Origin of the sequence: Priestia sp. BR_2 (genome assembly GCF_041954005.1) — a bacterium.
In the GTDB taxonomy this organism is placed as follows: domain Bacteria; phylum Bacillota; class Bacilli; order Paenibacillales; family Paenibacillaceae; genus Paenibacillus_AQ; species Paenibacillus_AQ lautus_A.
In genome coordinates this window covers 1-17,920 of the sequence record NZ_JAVFHM010000165.1, presented here as the reverse complement: position 1 = coordinate 17,920, position 17,920 = coordinate 1, and the positions used below count along the sequence as shown (strand labels likewise).

Sequence of the window (17,920 nt, the reverse complement as noted above, 5' to 3'; positions counted from 1 at the left end):
CGTAACATTCCAGTCTTATTCTAAGGAGGCAGGTACCATGCAATTTCTCGGGCATGTCGTTCGATTTATCGTAGCGGCTCTCGTCCTTATGGTCGTCGGATGGATCGTCCCTCAATTCTCCGTCGGCGGATTCGGAAGCGCCCTGCTGCTTGCACTCGTCATCGCCCTGTTTGGCTGGGCTATCGAGGGCATCTTCGGCAAAAAAGTCACGCCGTTTGGACGCGGCATCGTGGGCTTCATTGTGAGCGCGCTTGTCATTTACCTGGCCCAGTTCATCGTCGGAGGCGTTAGCGTCTCCATTCTGGGTGCTCTGCTTGCTGCACTGGTCATCGGGATCATCGATCTGTTCATTCCGATCTCCACCCCGTTTGAAGCAGGCAAAAACCGCAAAGAATAAGATAGAAGGCCGCCCGCTTCTGTCAAAGGATCCTGACGGAGCTCTTCCTGAACGATCCCGGTTCGCGGTTAAATCCATCGATGCATTCCCCACAACTGCCCCCTGTTGCTATATGACAGGGGGTTGTCCGTGTTCGAGCAAGTTCCCGTCCTCTTTGACTATGTTTCCCCTACATTATAACGTAAATCCATAAAATTCGTTGCAAACGCTTCACGTTCACCAATTTTTCATAACAGGCATGTGCGTCGACTCCCGTTCTGAGCTATCATAAAGATTGGAAATTAATTTTCACAATTATTTCATAGTCAGGAGAGATTATAGTGAAAAAAGGCATAGCACTACTTGTTTCATGTATGCTCCTTTTTGTATTGGCGGCCTGCGGCGGAAACCAACAAGAGTCCGAGGGCAATTCGGGGATCACGGATACCGGCGTGGCACCGGAAGCAGAACTCGTGATTAAAGGCTCCAACTTCCAATTTGACCAAGCCGAATATCACCTCAAAAAAGGGGTGCCCGTCAAGATTACTTACGAGAACGAAGACGGCAACCACGGCGTTATGATTCCTGCGCTTGGCCTGCAGCTGGACCGAAAGAACAACTCAACCGTCGTTACGCCTGACAAGGCAGGAGAATTCGAGGTTTCGTGTTCCATTATGTGCGGAGCCGGTCACAGCAAAATGATATCCAAACTGATCGTCGAAGAATAGCAGGGCCTGCTATGCAAAATGAAAACCTCCGGATCGCCAGAGTTTCCTCTCTCTGATCCGGAGGTTTTTTCAGGTTCACATCTTCGTCATGGCCTAACGCTGATCCTGCTCAATCAACTCGATCCATTCATTATATTCAACTTGGAGCTTCGCATACTCTTCCTTCAGCTTGCGGTGTTCTTCTTCAAGCTGCGCGGCTTGTTCCGCCTTCAATTCCTGTTCTGCCTGCAGCAGCCGATACTGGTGCATAACCAGCTCGTACTGTTCGCCAAGCTCGGAATACTGCTGTGCCGCTTGGCTTTTCTCGCCTTCCAGACGGTCGCAGACCTGACGCGCGGATGCAATCTCCTGCTGCCAGGACTGAAGCTCTTCTTCCAGCGCAAGCTTGGTTCGTTTCCACTCATCGCGCTCTGCCGCGAGCTTCTCGCTGTCTGCAGCCAGTTGTTCCCGTTCCGCCATCCATTGCTGGTATTGGCCCTGCCAATGAACGGCGCGCTCTTCGGACTCCCTCAGCTGCTCGGCAAGTTCGCTTGCACGCTCTTCGCTGGCGGTCGCCTTCTTGCGAAGCTCATCGAGCTGATTCGACACCGTATCGTATTCTTCTTCCAGCATGGCGTAGAGTTTGCCGGTCTCTTCCTCGCGGATTCCCGCGTCCTGGGTGAGTTTCTCCAGCTCTTCGTTGCGGAGCTGGAGCTCCTTCAATTCCTCCTGGGCGCTTCGCCGCTCGGAAAGGATCCGGTCCGCTTCGTCTTTCATCACATGGATTTCATCCTGAAGCCCCTTCATTCCCTCTTCCAGGCTTTCGTTCAATTCCATCAGCTCGACGATTCTCATCTCGAGCTCGCCGGTCTCCTCCTTGCGCTGATCCGCCAGCGTCCGCCAGGATTGCAGCTCGCTGCTTAGACGCTGCAGCTCTTCCTGCTGCTTGCGGGAGGTCTGATTCGCATCCACCACAAGCTTCTGCAGACGTCTGCGCTCTTCCTCCGACTTGCCGGATTCCTGCTTCAGGGCCTCGAGTTCCTTCGCCAGCCCTTCCGCCTTCGTACGGAAGGAACGCAATTCCTGCGAGGAAGCTTCAGCTTGCTGCTTGGACGAATGGAGCTCTTCCTTCAGCTTGTCCGATTCCGCTTTTACCGTGTTCAGTTCCTTCTCCGCGGTCGTTAACCGCGAGTGCAGCTGGCCGCCGCGATTGCGCTGCTCGGCGAGCTGTTTCTCCAGATCCTGCACGGTCTTCGAGTTCTGCTGCTCCAAATCCTGCAAGGTTTTCGAGTGCTCCAGCTTCAGATCCTGCACCGTCTTCGTGTACTTCTGCTCCAGATCTTGCACCGTCTTCGTGTACTTCTGCTCCAGATCCTGCACCGTCTTCGAATTCTGCTGCTTCAGATCCTGCACGGTCTTCGAGTGCTGCTGTTCTTTCAGAAGCGCCTCTTGTTTATAAGTGCTCTCCTGTTTCTTCAACTGCTCCGCCAGCTTCTCTTCAGCCTGCTTCGCTGAAGTCCGCAAACTCTGTTCCAGCTTCTCGACGGCCTGCTTATGCGTGAGCGCCGACTGTGAAATCTGCCCTTCATAACGGCGTTTCATATCTTCCATCGCCTGCTTGTGGCCGCTCTCCAGCTTCTCGCGCTGCTCCTTAAGACGCACCTCAAGCTGCTGCTTCTCCTTCAGAAGTTCCGCCACGCGGTCCGATTCCTTCTGGAGCAGCTCCTTCGTACGCTCCGACTCCGCCGTCAGGTTCTCCTTGGATTTCCTGTATTCTTCAGCCAGCGTTGTCTGCTCCGCCAGCTTGCGTTCCAGCTGCTCCAGCTGCTGACGATGTCTCTCCTGCTGCTCGATTTGAAGTCCCTGCACCTTGGCCAGTTCCGTTCTCAGCTCATTCCGCTCGGCCGTCATCTGCTTGGCCTCGTTCTGATACTCCAGCTTCTGCAAAGCTTCTTCAGCCATATGTACCGCGGCAAGGACGGCAATGCGCGGGGTATCCAATCGGGAGTGCGCCTTGGAGATGGTACGCATGCGATCATCCACGTAATTGGCTACCTGTCTGGTATAATCACTGCTGTTTCCAACGAGTTTATAGGAAGTTCCGTAGATGTCTACGGTAACGCTTTTACGGTCAGATGTAGTCAAAATTGTGCCCTCCTTCTATTATGTGTAAATTCTATGATGTCTGAAATGGTCTATCCTCTGCATCCATTATATATGAGATAACATCTACAGACGAACCTCTAGAGTACAGACCGAAGTGTGGTATATGATAACACAGTTTTGTGCTTATAATTATGAACCCTGCGGGCCTTCGGATGCAAATCCCAGTTCAATTTAGAGCAAAAAAGCCCGCATCGAATCTCTGATGTAATGGATTCGATGCGGACGTTCACAATTCCTGCTATTTTCTTAATTCTGCGCCAAAAGTTTGCTGAAGGGCGGCGACTGCTTTTTCCGTAACCCCGGCAACCTCTTCATCGGTCAGCGTCCGCTCCTGATGGCGGTACGTCAAGGAGATCGCAACACTCTTCTTGCCTTCTCCCAGCTTGCTGCCCGTGAAGACGTCAAACACCTGAATCTGCTGCAGAAGCTCTCCGGCGTTCTCTCTGATGACTTGCATCAGGGAACCGGCTTCTACTTCCTCATTCACCACGATGGCAAGATCGCGCTCCATGCCCGGGAATCTAGGCAGATCGCGGTAAGCGACGCGGGCATTGGTCAGATCATAGAGCGGCTCAAGCAGGATCTCGGCGGCATAGGTATCTTCCAAATCCAGCTCATGCTGCGTCTTTGGATGAATTTGTCCGAGCACGCCGAGCAGATGTTTGTTCTCGCCCTGACCTACGTAAACGGAAGCGGAACGTCCCGGATGGAAGCCTGCCGGCCCGTTCGCTTCGTAAGAAATGTCGTCAGCGCGAACGCCGAGATAATCGAGCACCGTTTCAAGCGCACCTTTCAAATCGAAGAAATCCACTTTGGCCGGCTGGACGTTCCACTGCTTGCTGCCTTTGCGTCCTGACAGCAGCAGACCGAGAACCGGACGCTCCTGCGGCTGCTTTGTCAACGTCTCCTCCTGCGTGTGGAACAGGTTCCCTATTTCAAACAGGGCCAGGTCCGGCTGCTTGCGGTTATGGTTATACACCGCGATATCCAACAGCTGCGGCAGCAAGCTGGTACGCAGCACGCTGCGGTCCTCGCTCATCGGCATCGCCAGCTTAACCGCCTTCCCGCCTTCCGATAGGGAAGTGAACACTTCCGCTTGCTGCGGATGAATGAAAGAGTAACCCAGAACCTCCTGGAATCCGCTGTGCGTCAACAGACGGCGAAGCGAGCGGCGGATGGCCTGCGCTTCCGTCAACGAACCCGGCGTCGTCGGTCCTTCAATCGCCGTGGTCGGAATGTTGTCATAGCCATACAGGCGGGCAACCTCTTCGATCAGGTCTACATCGAGCGTAATATCGCCGCGGCGGGAAGGCACTTGGATATCCACCAATCCCTGGCCCGCATCCCCGCTAGGGAAATGCAGTCGGGAGAAGATCGTTTTGACCTCAAGCAAAGACAGCTCCGTGCCCAGATAACGATTGAGCTTCTCCAGCGACAACGTAATCACGGACGGCTCGGTTTGCGCACTTCCTGCTTCGACGATTCCTTGATGCACGGACCCGCCGGCATATTTCGCCATCAGTGCAGCCGCTCGGTTCAAAGCAGGGATTACTGCGGCCGGATCCACTTCCTTCTCGAAGCGGGAGCTTGCCTCTGAGCGAAGTCCCAGCTGACGGGAGGTTTTGCGGACGGTGCCGCCATCGAATTTAGCCGACTCCAGGAAAATATTCACCGTTCCGTCCGTTACTTCGGAGTCCAGGCCGCCCATAACGCCAGCCAAGGCCACCGGCTTGCCGCCTGCCGTAATTACCAGCATATGCGGCTCCAGACGCCGCTCCGCGCCATCCAGCGTCACCATCGTCTCGCCGGCCTCAGCCAAGCGTACGTGAACCGCCCCGTCTTTCAGCTGATCCGCATCAAAAGCATGCAGCGGCTGGCCGTATTCCAGCATCACATAATTGGTAATATCCACAATGTTATTGATCGGACGCACGCCGGCTGCCATCAATCGGTTCTGCATCCACAGCGGGGAAGGAGCGATCGTTACCCCCGTGATATAGCGTGCAGCATAATGGCTGCACTGCTCATCCGCGCCGATCGTAACCGAGATATGATCGGCTGCTGCATCATGAACCTCCAGCATTTCCTTCTCCGGGTTCGGCAGGCTCAGCTCGCGGCCGAGGATGGCGCTCACTTCGTAAGCCGTGCCCAGCATGCTGAGGCAGTCGGAACGGTTCGGCGTCAGGTCCAGCTCCAGAATTTCATCGTTCAGGCCCAGCACATCCACAATCGGTTTACCGATCTCCGTGTCAGCCGGGAGCACCAAAATCCCCTCCTGCAGTTCTTTGGGCAGCAGTTTGTCATTCATGCCCAGTTCCTTGGCTGAGCAAATCATGCCTTGGGACAGCACGCCGCGCAGCTTGGCTTTCTTGATATCCAGCCCGCCCGGCAGCTTCGCGCCCACAAGCGCTACCGGCACCTTCTGGCCAGCATCCACGTTTTTTGCTCCGCATACGATCTGGAGATCTTCTTCCTGGCCTGCATCGACGACGCACACGTTCAGCTTATCGGCATCGGGATGCTTCTCCTTGCTCTTGACGTAGCCTACGACCACGTTGTTAATGCCTTGATTCCGTTTCTCGATCACATCGATTTCAATGCCGGCCGATGTAATGCGGCTAGCCAAATCCTCTGAGGTTACGCCTTCGAGCGAAATATAATCGGACAACCAATCGGTTGAAACTCTCATTGTCTATTCACTTCCCTTTATCGTTAAAATTAGATCCGCGTGAACTGATTCAAGAATGCCGTATCGTTGTTGAAGAAGTGGCGGATGTCATCCACGCCGTATTTCAGCATGGCAATCCGCTCAACCCCCATACCGAAAGCAAATCCGCTGTACTTCTCAGGGTCATAGCCGCCCATTTCGAGCACCTTCGGATGAACCATGCCGCAACCTAAAATCTCCAGCCAGCCCGTTTGCTTGCATACGCGGCAGCCGCTGCCGCCGCATTTGACGCAGGATACGTCCACTTCCGCGCTGGGCTCCGTGAATGGGAAGAAGCTTGGACGCAGACGGATCTGCGTGTTATCGCCGAACATTTCCTGAACGAATTGCAGCAGCGTCCCTTTCAAATCGCTCATGCGAATGTTCTCGCCGATCACGAGGCCCTCGATTTGATGGAACTGGAACGAATGGGTCGCGTCGTCGTCGTCCCGACGGAATACGCGTCCGGGACAGATGATTTTGACCGGAGCTTTTCCTTGCATCGACAGCATCGTCCGGGCTTGCACCGGGGAAGTCTGGGTCCGCATCAGCAGATCTTCCGTCAAATAGAAGGAATCCTGCATGTCGCGTGCCGGGTGGTTCTTCGGCAGATTGAGCGCCTCGAAATTGAAATAGTCCGTCTCCACCTCGGGTCCTTCCGCTACGCGGTATCCCATCCCGATGAAAATATCCTCGATATCCTGGATCACCTTGCTGAGCGGATGCACCGCACCTTGGCTGAGCTTGCGACCCGGAAGGGTCACGTCCACTTTCTCTGCGCGCAGACGCTCTTCGGTTTCCTGCTGCAGGAACGCTTCCTGCTTGCCGGAAATGACTTCCTCGATCGCGCCGCGAACGTCATTGGCCACCTGGCCGATCACGGGACGCTCCTCTGCGCTGAGTGCTCCCATGCCGCGCAGGATTTCCGTCAGGGCCCCTTTTTTGCCAAGGTATTTCACCCGCAAATCATTCAGCTGCTGCGGATCGGTAACATCCTGCAATTGCGCCAATGCTTCCTGCTTTAAAGCTTCCAATTTTTCCTTCATGGCTATTCGCACACCCCTTTGTAAACTCCATCATTGTTCTGAAAACAAAAAAGGCCTCTCCTCCCGAAAAGGGACGAAGAGACCGTGGTACCACCCTTGTTAACATGTTTCATACCCTAACCAAGACGGTAAAAGCCTTGGGCACAAGTATGCCTCATCATGCTCACTTGACCGACGTAACGAATCGGACCCGTTATCCCCTACTCAACCGGCGGGCTGCCGTGTTCAGGGAACTGCTCCGGAGCGAACTTCACCAGCCTGATTCTTTGAGGGACACTCTCAATCCACGGCATCCCTTCCCTGTAAAGAGGCACTGGCTACTTTTCTCCATCCATGCATTTAGAACTTATGCAAATATATAGGGTTTATTATATGCAACCTTTCGGCATATGGCAAGTTTCATTTCCCCATTTTAACCTCATCGGACCGATTTTAATCGGGATCCTTGGGCTCAATCCGACAAAAGCCCGGCAAGCTCGGCCCGCAGCTCCCTAATTTCGGCAAGCCAGCTCGCCTCGTCCCCGGCCTCAAGTCCATCAGCGGATAACCCCAGCAATTCCTGAATCCGGTACTCAAGCGCCATTCGGCGATTGTCCTTCTCGGTATCTCCCTTGATCACCCCGGTTCGCGCAGCCTGTTCCTCCTCCTCGCCAACGCTTCCCTCGAACCATGCGGGAGCTTCCCCGGGCTTCAGCGTAAGCAGCCGGTTCGCGATTTTGCGCACCAGATACCGGTCATGCGATACAAGCGCGATTGCGCCCGGAAAGCTTACGAGCACCTGTTCAATCACCTCTCGGGTATCCACGTCCAGGTAATTCGAGGGTTCATCCAGTACAAGGAGATGCGCCCCGCTGAAATACAGCTTGAGAAAAGCCGTTCTGCACTTCTCCCCCATGCTGAGCTGTCCCATCTTCTTAAACACGTCGTCTCTCCTGAAGAGAAACGAGCCCAGCAGGGTACGCGCACGGCTCTCCGTCATGCCGGGAATGACAAGAAGGCTGTCCAGCAGCGTGGTTTCCGGTTCAAGCCCCTCAAGCTCCTGCGAAAAATAGCCGATCTTGACGGAAGGATTCCGGGTAATCCGGCCCTCCTGCGGAACGATCTCCCCCAGCAGCAGCTTGAGCAGCGTCGTTTTTCCGCTTCCGTTGGGGCCTCTTACGGCCAGCCGGTCGCCGCGGTTCAAATAGAAGGTGAGCTTATTAAAAAGCTGTTGATCTCCGTATCCAAAACAGATGTCCTTCACTTGGACCAGGGTTCGGCCGCCGAATGCCTCCCCTTCCAGCTCCATGTTCAGCTTGGGCCCGCTGCGCGGCTTATCCACCCGCTCGGCTTCCAGCCGTTCCAGCGCTTTTTCCTTGGCATGGTATCTGGAGATGTTCTTCTTCGCTTTGGCCTTGTAGAAACTGGCGGTGATCTTGACTTCATTCACGTCCCCGGCCGCGTTATGCGCTTTATGGAACCATTCCTCGTATCTTCGGATCGACTCCTCAAGCGCCTTGCGGGCCAGCTCCTGCTTGCGATAAAGCGTCTCCTGCTCGCGCAGCTCGCGTTCCTTTTCGCGCCGGTAATCCGTGTATCCTCCCCGGTAACGCCGGAGTTCCTCCGACGTCAGCTCACAGACGGCGGTCGCCACCCGATCAATGAATTCCCGATCATGGGATACAAACAGCACCGTTCCTTTATAGGTCGACACCAGCCACTGCTCCAGCCAGACCAGGCTTTCACTGTCCAGATGGTTCGTCGGCTCGTCAAGCAGCAGAAATTTCGGGGCCGACACCAGGAGCGCAGACAGCATCACCTTCGTCTTCTGGCCTCCGCTCAGCTCGCGATAGGACACCGGCCACACCTCCTGCCCGATGCCCAGCATCGTCATCGCTTTCTCCACCTCGGTCTCCCACTGGAAACCGTTCCGGGATTCATAATGCTCCAGCAGATTGCCATATAACTCAAGCAGCTGCTCCATTTCCGCAGCGCTGGCGCCGTTCATCCGCTGCTCGACTCCCGCAAGCCGAAGCTTCAGCTCCCATAACGTTGGATGACTGCGGCTGCGCACCGTATCGATCGCACTCATATCGCCCTCCTCCGGTTCATCCTGCTGTCTCAACCAGCCCCAGCGCTCTCTTGGAAGGATCGCCTCCACAACGCCGGAGGTCGGTTCAAGCTCACCGGCCAGGATGGAGAGGAGCGTTGTTTTGCCGGTACCGTTACGCCCATACAGCGCGATCCGCTCTCCTTCGGCCACTTCCAGCTGAATGCCTTCAAACAGCGGCTTTCCTTGAAGTTCCATGCTTATATCCTTCGCTTTTAGAATCATTGTCATATCGCCTCATCCTCTCTCTGTGAAAAACATCAAAAACCGCAGGCGATGGCCTGCGGCGGTTGTTATGAGAGAGGATTCGCTTGGATCTGAATAACGGGACGAATGCGCGCCACTGCTCAATTCTTCGGCTGTTCATTCCAGGCCAGCCCTGACGGGTATTGAGATGAAAGGTCCTTACCTTCGCCCGTCAACAAAAGCAGCAATCCGTTCCGTATATGTGATTGGTATTGGTTCAGAGTACCGTTTCAGACATAACAAAAAGAGGCACCCCAGTCACATTGTTCAGACACGCCAAATCTCTCCCTCTACCGCCGTAGAGAAACGCCTGCAAAACTACATGCAGTTGTTTTAGAGAAAAGGGTGTCTTACTTCATTGGACTAGGTTACCTCGCATTCTTGGAATGAAATTATGGCCATTATAACAGATATTTCTAAAATGTAAAAGGACTATCTGCGGAGCCTGCATCCTATAACAGCCAGAGATCCTTGATATCTCAAGGATTTACTACTTTGCCCCGTCTAAGATAACAAGCAGCTTCTGCAGCCAGTTATGCAATGAAGCAACAAAAAAACCCTTGGTACCAAGGGTTCCCGTCTAACTATAAGCGGGTGATGGGAATCGAACCCACGCTACCAGCTTGGAAGGCTGGAGTTCTACCATTGAACTACACCCGCATATCCACCTACAAAAGTGACGCTATGCTTTGGAGCATATGCCGATTACTATTTGCGAGGTCCTAAATCATAAGCGAATCGGGACGACACGATTTGAACATGCGACCCCCTGGTCCCAAACCAGGTGCTCTACCAAGCTGAGCTACGTCCCGATAATCAACATATTGTCTTTTGAAGACAAAAATAAATATACCATGCGTGACACGCAATTTCAACATGTATTTTATGGAAAATGTATCATAGGCACTAGAAAGCAAGCAGCACCCTTCCGAATGGGGAAAGATGCTGCTCTTTCATACACTGATATAAGATGCAAGGACGCCCTAGCCATCCTTACTTCTTTTTGTCGAACGTCACTTCCGGCGTCGTCAATTTATCGTAAAAATCCACTATTTTGTCTTTATCGTCCGAAGCGCGAAGTGCCATTGCGGAGCGCGGATGTTCGTCCAGGGTGCCTGTAATCATGTAGGGCATGATGTAACCCCACTCCTCTTTTTCGCGAAGAGGGATCATGAAGCGCTCAATAATGTCCAGTACCGGGCGCAGCTCGTACTTCGTGCCTTTCAAGTGGGTAACCAAAAGCTCGGTCGGACAGTTGCCGGCCGCGCGGCCCATGCCGTACACGGACGCATCCAGAAGCTCAACGCCGAGGTCGGCGGCTACCAGCGTGTTGGAGAACGCCAGCTGCATATTGTTATGGGTATGAACGCCAAGACGTTTGTTCGGCAGATGCGTCTTGAACTTATTTACCAGGTATTCCATGTCTTTATGATCCAGGCTTCCGTAAGAATCGACGATGTATACCACATCCACGACGCTCTCCCTGATCATCTCAAAGGCTTCCAGCAGCTCATTCTCCATCACGTTGGAGAGGGCCATAATGTTCAGCGTCGTCTCGTAACCGCGATCATGGAAGGTCTGAACCAGCGCAAGCGCCTTATCCACGTCTTTGATGTAACATGCAACGCGGATGAGATCCAGCAGGCTCTCCTCGCGCGGCAAAATATCATCCTCATCCACCCGGCCGATATCGACCAGTGCGGACAGTTTGGTTTTACCTTTATGGGGAATAATTTCTCGAAGGAATTCATCATCCAAAAAACGCCAAGGGCCGGCTTGATCAGCGCCTTTTAGCAGCTTAGGCGAATTTTTATAACCGATTTCCATATAGTCCACGCCAGCCTCATTCAGGCCTGCATATAAATTTTGCACGAATTCTACGCTAAAATCCCAGTTGTTCACCAGTCCGCCATCGCGAATGGTACAGTCTACAATCTTTGTCTGACTACTCTTAATCATTCTAAGCTAAACTCCTCTCGGCAATTTTCTCTTCATCATACTTGAATGCCGGTTGAAAAGTAAAGCATAACATGTGCATCAATCCTTGACGGCCTCGGCCTCTCGGAGTATCCAGTCGCTGATGGTTCGGACGAGCACGCCGGTTGCCCCTCTGGGATCCACGCCCCGCTCCTTGGGCAAGTAAGCCGTACCTGCAATGTCGAAATGAACCCAAGGCAGCCCGTCAGCAAACGTGCCCACAAAAAGACCGCCCGTGATCGTCCCGCCTTCTCGCCCGGTTTGATTTCGCAAATCCGCCACCTCGCTCTTCAATTTATCCCAAAACTCCGGATAGGATGGGAGCGGCCATATTTTTTCGCCGGCCCTACGGGAAGAAGCGATAAGCTCCTGCAAAAAGGTTTCGTCATTGGTTACGGCCCCGGTGGCGATATCCCCAAGCGCCGAAACGACGGCCCCGGTCAACGTGGCCACATCAATCAGGCGCGAAGCGCCGAGCTGTTTGGCATGGGTTACTCCATCCGCGAGCACGATGCGGCCCTCGGCATCCGTGTTCAGCACTTCGACGGTACGGCCGCTCAGCGTCGTCACGATATCGCCTGGTTTAAAGGCGCCGCCGCTCATCACGTTCTCCGCAGACGGGATCACCATCACGACATTTGCCTTGGGACGAATACGTCCGAGAGCCTCCATAACGCCCAGCACTGTAGCCGCCCCGCCCATATCGCTGATCATATCCTCCATCCCGGCTGCCCTCTTCAGCGAAACGCCGCCGGTATCAAACGTGATTCCCTTGCCGACCAGGCCGATCACATCGTCCCATGTCTCCCGTCCCTGATAACGGATCGTAATCATGCGCGGCGGATGTATGCTGCCTTTCCCTACGGCCAAGAGACCGCCCATTCCTTTCTCGACCATGGCTTCCTCATCCAGGACCTGTGCTTCGAAGCCGTACCGCTTCGCCAGCTGAAGCGCCTTCTGGGCCAAGTCTTCCGGTAACAGTTTATTGCCGGGAAGGTTCGTCAAATCTCGTGCCAGGCAGGTTGCTTCTCCAATCGCTTGGCCCAGCGACATGCCTTCCTTCCACGCGGCTTCAAATTCCGCTTCCGCATTTCCTTCTATATAATAGAGGATTTCTTCTAAATCCGTATGTTCGGAAGCATCTCGTTTATAATGCGGTTTCCGGTAGCTTCCCAGGATAAAACCTTCGGTTAAAGCCTGAGCCGCGTCGCGGGGCGTCTGTTCGGCGGTGAAGCTGACCATCGTACGCGGAATTTGAATGGCCGCGCTGCGTATTCCCGATTTTACGGCCGCCTTCGCCGCTTGAGCTGCAACCAAACGCAGCTGCTCGGATGTCAGGATACCTTCGGGACGGCCTACCCACATTAACAGGCGCGATCCGCTCGAAATGCTCTCCGGCCATACGAATGACCGGTTGGCGGTGCCGTCGAACAGCCGGTTCTCCGCTAACTGCTTTAATAACGGGTCCCAGGCCGCGGAAATGCCGCCCTCCTTCGCTTGTTTTTTAGTAACGGGAACGATGATGGCATCCGCTTGTACTTGCCCGGCTGTTAAATTGCTTTCAAATGTCCATTTCATGTCTCTTCTCCTCCTAAAAAAGAAAAAGCCATTCCATTGGAACAGCTGCTCTTGTATTCAAATCGGTTGCATATCCTCTTAGACTTCCGACACGTCCAGCTTGGGAAACGTGATCACAAACTCGGTCCCGGCCCCAATCTGGCTATCCACGGCAATGGTGCCGCCATGGTTTCGGATGATGCTGTAGCTCACGGACAAACCAAGTCCCGTCCCGCTCTCTTTCGTTGTAAAAAAGGGATTAAAGAGGTGGTTCAGCGTATTCTGATCCATGCCGCCCCCGTTATCCGAAATGCAAATGTTAATATGTTTCCCCGTGTCACGGGCTGAAATATCAATCATCCCGGTAATGTTCTCGTCATGATGCTCATTTATGGCGTCGAGGGCATTTTTAATAATATTCAGAATCACCTGTTTGATCTGCTTGACATCAACGGAAATAAACGCAGGTGGGGTCTTATCGGTATGCAGATTGATCTGGCATCCCTTCATCAAGGCTTCGCTCTCTGTTAATAGAACAACTTCCTTCAATAATGAGGATACGGATACAATCTTGGTCTCTGGAGCCGAGGGTTTGGAGGAATTGAGAAATTCGTATATAATATCGTTTGCGCGATCGATCTCCGTTAGTATGATTCTGGCATACTCGTCCTTTCCCAAACTTACGAGATGCGGACGCAGCAGCTGGATAAAGCCTCGAATGGATGTCAGCGGGTTTCGGATTTCATGGGCAATGGAAGCCGAGATTTTTCCCAGCATGGCCAGTTTATCGTTCTGATAAGCGGTTTGCTCAATTCGTTTGAAATCCGATACATCCTTCACGCTGATCAGGAAGTCGCCTTCCATTTGGTCCCCATACGTCATCGTAATCAGCCACGATCTGCCGAATTCATCAACCAATTCATGGAATCTTCGGCGATGGAATACCGTTTCCCGAAAAATGCGAAGTATTTTTTTCTTCTTGAATCTGGAGAGCTGGGGATGACGCAATAGCTGGGTCAGCGTACAGCCTGTCAGCGATTTACGGGATACGCCTAACAGTTTTGCCATCTGCACGTTAACAAATGCCAACACTCCATCACTATCAAAGAGGATAATCCCGCTGTCGAGATTCTCCAGTATGTTCTCATACTTGTTTCTAATAAGCTGACTGGAATGAAATGAACGAATTGCCTGCAGCTCAGATTCACGGATTTGACTCAACAAGATGGCTCCCCCTTTTCTTGAAAAGTTGAACTCACCAAACCGACAAAAAACATGCGAAAAAAATGAGCTTGTCCGCCTCTGAATCAGAAGCAGCCCGAATCTGCTTCCTTCCATGATAGTCATCGAAACAAAGAAACGTCAATCAGAAATCCTGTCGAAAAATGGATAATTGCATAAAAATACCATTGTCATTACTTATGTATTGGGGTTTATGTAATTGATATGACACCCGTCATTGCACAGCTAATGCAAATGATTACCCAAACCCGCTTGATTTGAAACATTAAAAAAGCCCCGGGCATTCACGAGGCTTTATTAATCCCTAATTAAGGCTGCTTCTGGAGTCGGAGCCTGCGCTGGCTCATCACGGCAAGCCGTCTTTTCAGTTCGCCCTGCCACTTCTCGTCCTCCATCCATTTGGCAACCACCAGGAGATCCAGCGACATATCAATCTGACTCTGAACAACCGTGAGCGGATCCTCCGACTCCCGATTGACCACATTCTCAAAAATGGCATCCTCATCTTCCATCACGTAATCCTGAAAATCCACCTGGGATGCACCGTCACCATGGGCATATTCAGCCAATATCTCATACTCATTCTCAACCCGATGATGAACCTCGACGCGATGGCAGACCGGACAAGACAGTAGGGGAACATTATGTACTTGAGTGCGATAATGCTTCAGTGTACCCTTTGTACCCATCATACTAGCCCCACAGCAAAAACTCATATCGTTCACCCTCCTTGTGTGGATTCTCAATCGTTTCAATATTGTATTCGCTTTCAGGCAGGCTAATTCCTTCATGAAAAAAACCTTGATTTAAAATTTTGGCATGATTTCCTAATCATAAGCCGGCCAACCTATTTATTTAATTATATATTAACGCAAGCGCGGTTTCCTAAACAAAAGTCTTCCCCTATTTCATCCAATAAAATCAAGAGTGAAAAAACCCCCATTACCTGGACGTAACGTCAGGTAATGAGGGTTGCTATTCATGAAATGGAATTACAGGTTGCTATCGCCTGGCTTCCAGTTCATTGCGCACAATCCGCCGGATTGCAGTGCTTGAAGAACGCGAAGCGTTTCTTCTACGCTGCGGCCAACGTCGTTATGGTTAACAACTTGATATTTCAATTCGCCTTCTGGATCGATGATGTACAGGCCGCGCAGAGCAACGCCTTCTTCTTCGATCAGAACGCCGTAGTCTCTAGCTACGTTCTTGGTGATGTCGGAAGCCAGCGGGAAGTTCAATGCTCCCAGACCGTTAGCTTCTTTAGCTGTGTTGATCCAAGCTTTGTGGCTGTGAATCGAGTCAACGCTCACACCCAGGATTTCCGTATCCAATGCTTTGAATTGATCGTAAGCATCGCTGAGAGCCGTGATTTCAGTTGGGCATACAAAAGTGAAATCCAGCGGATAGAAGAAGAATACGAGCCATTTGCCGCGGTAGTCGGACAGGCTGACTTTGCCAAAATCTTTACCGTCACCTGATACAGTTTCCATTGTGAAATCAGGAGCCGCTTTACCAACCAAACGTTCTGCCATGATTGAATTCCTCCTTAACATATGTAAGAAAATACGTGTATTTTCTACATGGTATGTTCTATGAACATTTAATAGAAATGTTATCATCGAGGCTAATCAAAGTCAAGATTGTAGACGTTACTTTATTATAATTATTATAAATAAGAAGTTTTCTTGAACGTACGCTTCTTCTATTAACGGATAGCCGCGGCAATCAAATCGCCCATCTCCGTGGTGCTGAGCGCCTTGCTCTTATCAACGGCAATGTCTGCCGTCCGGTGTCCGGCATCAAGCACCTCGGCAACTGCGCGTTCAATGGCGTCAGCCGCATCCTGGTATCCGAACGTGAGGCGATACATAAGCGCTACGGAAAGAATCGTTGCGATCGGGTTCGCCAAGCCTTGGCCGGCAATGTCCGGAGCCGAACCGTGTACCGGCTCGTACAGACCGAAAGCTCCTTCGCCCATGGATGCGGATGCCAGCATGCCGATGGATCCTGTCAGCATGGCTGCTTCGTCGCTCAGAATGTCACCGAACATATTCTCGGTTACGATGACATCAAAGCTGGACGGGCGGCGCAGAAGCTGCATCGCGCAGTTGTCTACCAGCACGTGCTCCAGCTCGACGTCCGGGTATTCAGGGGCGATGCGGTTTACGGTTTCGCGCCACAAGCGGGACGTTTCCAGCACGTTCGCTTTATCGACGGAAGCCAGCTTCTTCCGGCGCTTCTGTGCAATCTCGAAGGCTTGATGCACGATGCGCTCTACCTCGGCGGTATTGTATACGCAGGTATCTACCGCTTCTTCTCCGCCTGCACCTTCGCGTCTGAACTTCTCGCCGAAGTATATGCCTCCCGTCAGTTCACGAACAACCATCAAGTCGGTTCCTTCCAGAACCTCGGGCTTCAGTGTGGATGCATCCTTCAAGCAGTCAAAAATGACGGCCGGACGCAGGTTCGAGAACAGGCCAAGCTCTTTGCGGATGCCGAGCAATCCGGTTTCCGGGCGAAGCTCCTTCGCGTTGTTGTCCCATTTCGGTCCGCCTACCGCACCAAGCAATACCGCATCGGCGCTTTTGCATACGCTCAGCGTTTCTTCCGGGAGCGGCGTTCCTTTCTCGTCGATCGCAATGCCGCCAAACAACGCATGTTCCGTCGTGAATGAAAGTCCGAATACCTCTTCGGTACGTTTAATGATTTTCTCCGCTTCCGCCACTACCTCAGGACCGATGCCGTCTCCCGCGATTACCGCGATTTTTTTCGTTTCTGCCATCCTTCGTCACTCCTTATTTATATATACACTGGTCGTATTTAATCATCTAGTTACTGTTGTAACATACTTCCCCCTCGATTGACCAAGATATAGAAACTATGAACTTAATTCGTTTTGCCTATAAGTAGGGGGAATGTGATCAGGGAGACGGCGTCAAAGAAGTTGTGCAGAAGCTCGAAGAGCTAATTTCGCGAGGGCGACTTAATGCACAAGGCGAGTAAAGCTTAATCGTGGGCGCTTTATGCGTGGGCTACTTGTACTGGAGCGGCTTTAGCGAGAGCAGTTTTATGCGAGAGCAGTTCATGCGAGAGCAGTTTATGCGAGAGCAGTTTATGCGAGGGCTTCGAAGAGTTAATGTGGGAAGCTCCGAGTACGTGTCGTTCCTCCAATCGCTGTTGTCGCCGAATTTCTGGATTGTATGTCAGGGGATGAAATTCGGCTCCAAAGGCGACCGCTCCGCTTTTCCGGAATCGATTCGTCCTCTCCGCTGCTTCGATGCTAATGAATTGCCAGGTCACCGGAGAAGAGCACATCTCCCTGACCACAAGGGTGATGGGAGATGAAGAGCCGCCCTATGCATAAAAATAGGGCGGCTCTTGCTTTTGTAGATAACACTTGAATGTAACGACTTGAAGAGATTCTTGGTTGTTCCTGGTCTTGCGCTTTTTGCTTCTTGCTTCGGCTTCTTGCTTCGGCTCCCTGCTTCTGCTTCTGCTTCTGCTTCTGCTTCTGCTTCTTGCTTCTGCTTCTGCTTCTTGCTTCTGCTTCTGCTTCTGCTTCTTGCTTCGGCTTCTGCTTCTTGCTTCTTGCTTCTGCTTTTTGCTTTCTCTTTCTGCTTCCGCTTCTTCTCTCCTTTCGTCCTCTTCCTTCTTCTTCCTTCTTCTTCGTCTTCTTCATGCTTCGCCTTTTTCGCTTCCTGCTGCATCCTCCTACCTTCGCTTATTACTTCGTAGTTCCCAACACCCTCTTCTGTCACTTCATACTCATCACCATCCCAGTTTCTGAGCCACAGATACGACTGCTGA

General features: G+C 52.3%; 12 protein-coding genes, 2 tRNA genes and 1 pseudogene. 2 read left to right on the top strand and 13 right to left on the bottom strand.

What is annotated here, in order from left to right; all coding sequences use genetic code 11:
* The first annotated feature begins 37 nt into the window (after positions 1 to 37).
* Together RB298_RS07245 and RB298_RS07240 are read left to right on the top strand one after the other, a co-directional pair.
* Positions 38 to 397 carry a phage holin family protein gene (locus RB298_RS07245; RefSeq protein WP_015737141.1) on the top strand — a complete coding sequence of 120 codons (360 nt, stop codon included), beginning with the start codon at positions 38 to 40 and terminating at the stop codon, positions 395 to 397.
* 320 nt (positions 398 to 717) lie between these two features.
* Complete coding sequence (locus RB298_RS07240) at positions 718 to 1,104, top strand: cupredoxin domain-containing protein (RefSeq protein ID WP_009593061.1); 387 nt, start codon at positions 718 to 720, stop codon at positions 1,102 to 1,104.
* Between the two features lie 93 nt (positions 1,105 to 1,197).
* Here RB298_RS07240 and RB298_RS07235 read toward each other — a convergent pair whose 3' ends face one another.
* The 13 genes and pseudogenes from RB298_RS07235 to RB298_RS07175 all read right to left on the bottom strand — a co-directional run.
* Complete coding sequence (locus RB298_RS07235) at positions 1,198 to 3,228, bottom strand: cell division protein ZapA (RefSeq protein WP_486046594.1); 2,031 nt, start codon at positions 3,226 to 3,228, stop codon at positions 1,198 to 1,200.
* A gap of 259 nt (positions 3,229 to 3,487) precedes the next feature.
* Positions 3,488 to 5,938 carry a phenylalanine--tRNA ligase subunit beta gene (gene pheT / locus RB298_RS07230; protein WP_486046592.1) on the bottom strand — a complete coding sequence of 817 codons (2,451 nt, stop codon included), beginning with the start codon at positions 5,936 to 5,938 and terminating at the stop codon, positions 3,488 to 3,490.
* A 29-nt stretch (positions 5,939 to 5,967) separates the two neighbouring features.
* Positions 5,968 to 7,002, bottom strand: a complete 1,035-nt coding sequence (gene pheS, locus RB298_RS07225; RefSeq protein WP_009593059.1) for a phenylalanine--tRNA ligase subunit alpha — start codon at positions 7,000 to 7,002, stop codon at positions 5,968 to 5,970.
* 451 nt (positions 7,003 to 7,453) lie between these two features.
* A complete protein-coding gene (gene abc-f / locus RB298_RS07220; RefSeq protein WP_486046590.1) occupies positions 7,454 to 9,322 on the bottom strand; it encodes a ribosomal protection-like ABC-F family protein in 1,869 nt (622 codons plus the stop codon).
* Positions 9,323 to 9,926: 604 nt separating this feature from the next.
* Positions 9,927 to 9,997: transfer RNA gene (locus RB298_RS07215), tRNA-Gly, on the bottom strand.
* Between the two features lie 78 nt (positions 9,998 to 10,075).
* Positions 10,076 to 10,149 (bottom strand) — tRNA-Pro (locus RB298_RS07210).
* 181 nt (positions 10,150 to 10,330) lie between these two features.
* Positions 10,331 to 11,296, bottom strand: a complete 966-nt coding sequence (locus tag RB298_RS07205) for an aldolase catalytic domain-containing protein (protein ID WP_486046588.1) — start codon at positions 11,294 to 11,296, stop codon at positions 10,331 to 10,333.
* A 78-nt stretch (positions 11,297 to 11,374) separates the two neighbouring features.
* On the bottom strand, positions 11,375 to 12,892 hold the full coding sequence (locus RB298_RS07200) for a leucyl aminopeptidase (protein WP_486046586.1): 1,518 nt from the start codon (positions 12,890 to 12,892) through the stop codon (positions 11,375 to 11,377).
* 78 nt (positions 12,893 to 12,970) lie between these two features.
* Positions 12,971 to 14,095, bottom strand: a complete 1,125-nt coding sequence (locus RB298_RS07195; RefSeq protein ID WP_192570746.1) for an ATP-binding protein — start codon at positions 14,093 to 14,095, stop codon at positions 12,971 to 12,973.
* 326 nt (positions 14,096 to 14,421) lie between these two features.
* Positions 14,422 to 14,829, bottom strand: coding sequence for a hypothetical protein (locus RB298_RS07190; protein ID WP_015737147.1), 408 nt, complete (start codon positions 14,827 to 14,829; stop codon positions 14,422 to 14,424).
* 276 nt (positions 14,830 to 15,105) lie between these two features.
* Positions 15,106 to 15,645, bottom strand: coding sequence for a peroxiredoxin (locus RB298_RS07185; protein ID WP_009593058.1), 540 nt, complete (start codon positions 15,643 to 15,645; stop codon positions 15,106 to 15,108).
* 173 nt (positions 15,646 to 15,818) lie between these two features.
* Positions 15,819 to 16,895: a 3-isopropylmalate dehydrogenase gene (gene leuB / locus RB298_RS07180; protein ID WP_486046584.1), complete on the bottom strand. Its 1,077-nt coding sequence runs from the start codon at positions 16,893 to 16,895 to the stop codon at positions 15,819 to 15,821.
* Between the two features lie 514 nt (positions 16,896 to 17,409).
* Positions 17,410 to 17,920 (bottom strand): annotated as a pseudogene (locus RB298_RS07175) (hypothetical protein); the annotation flags it as partial.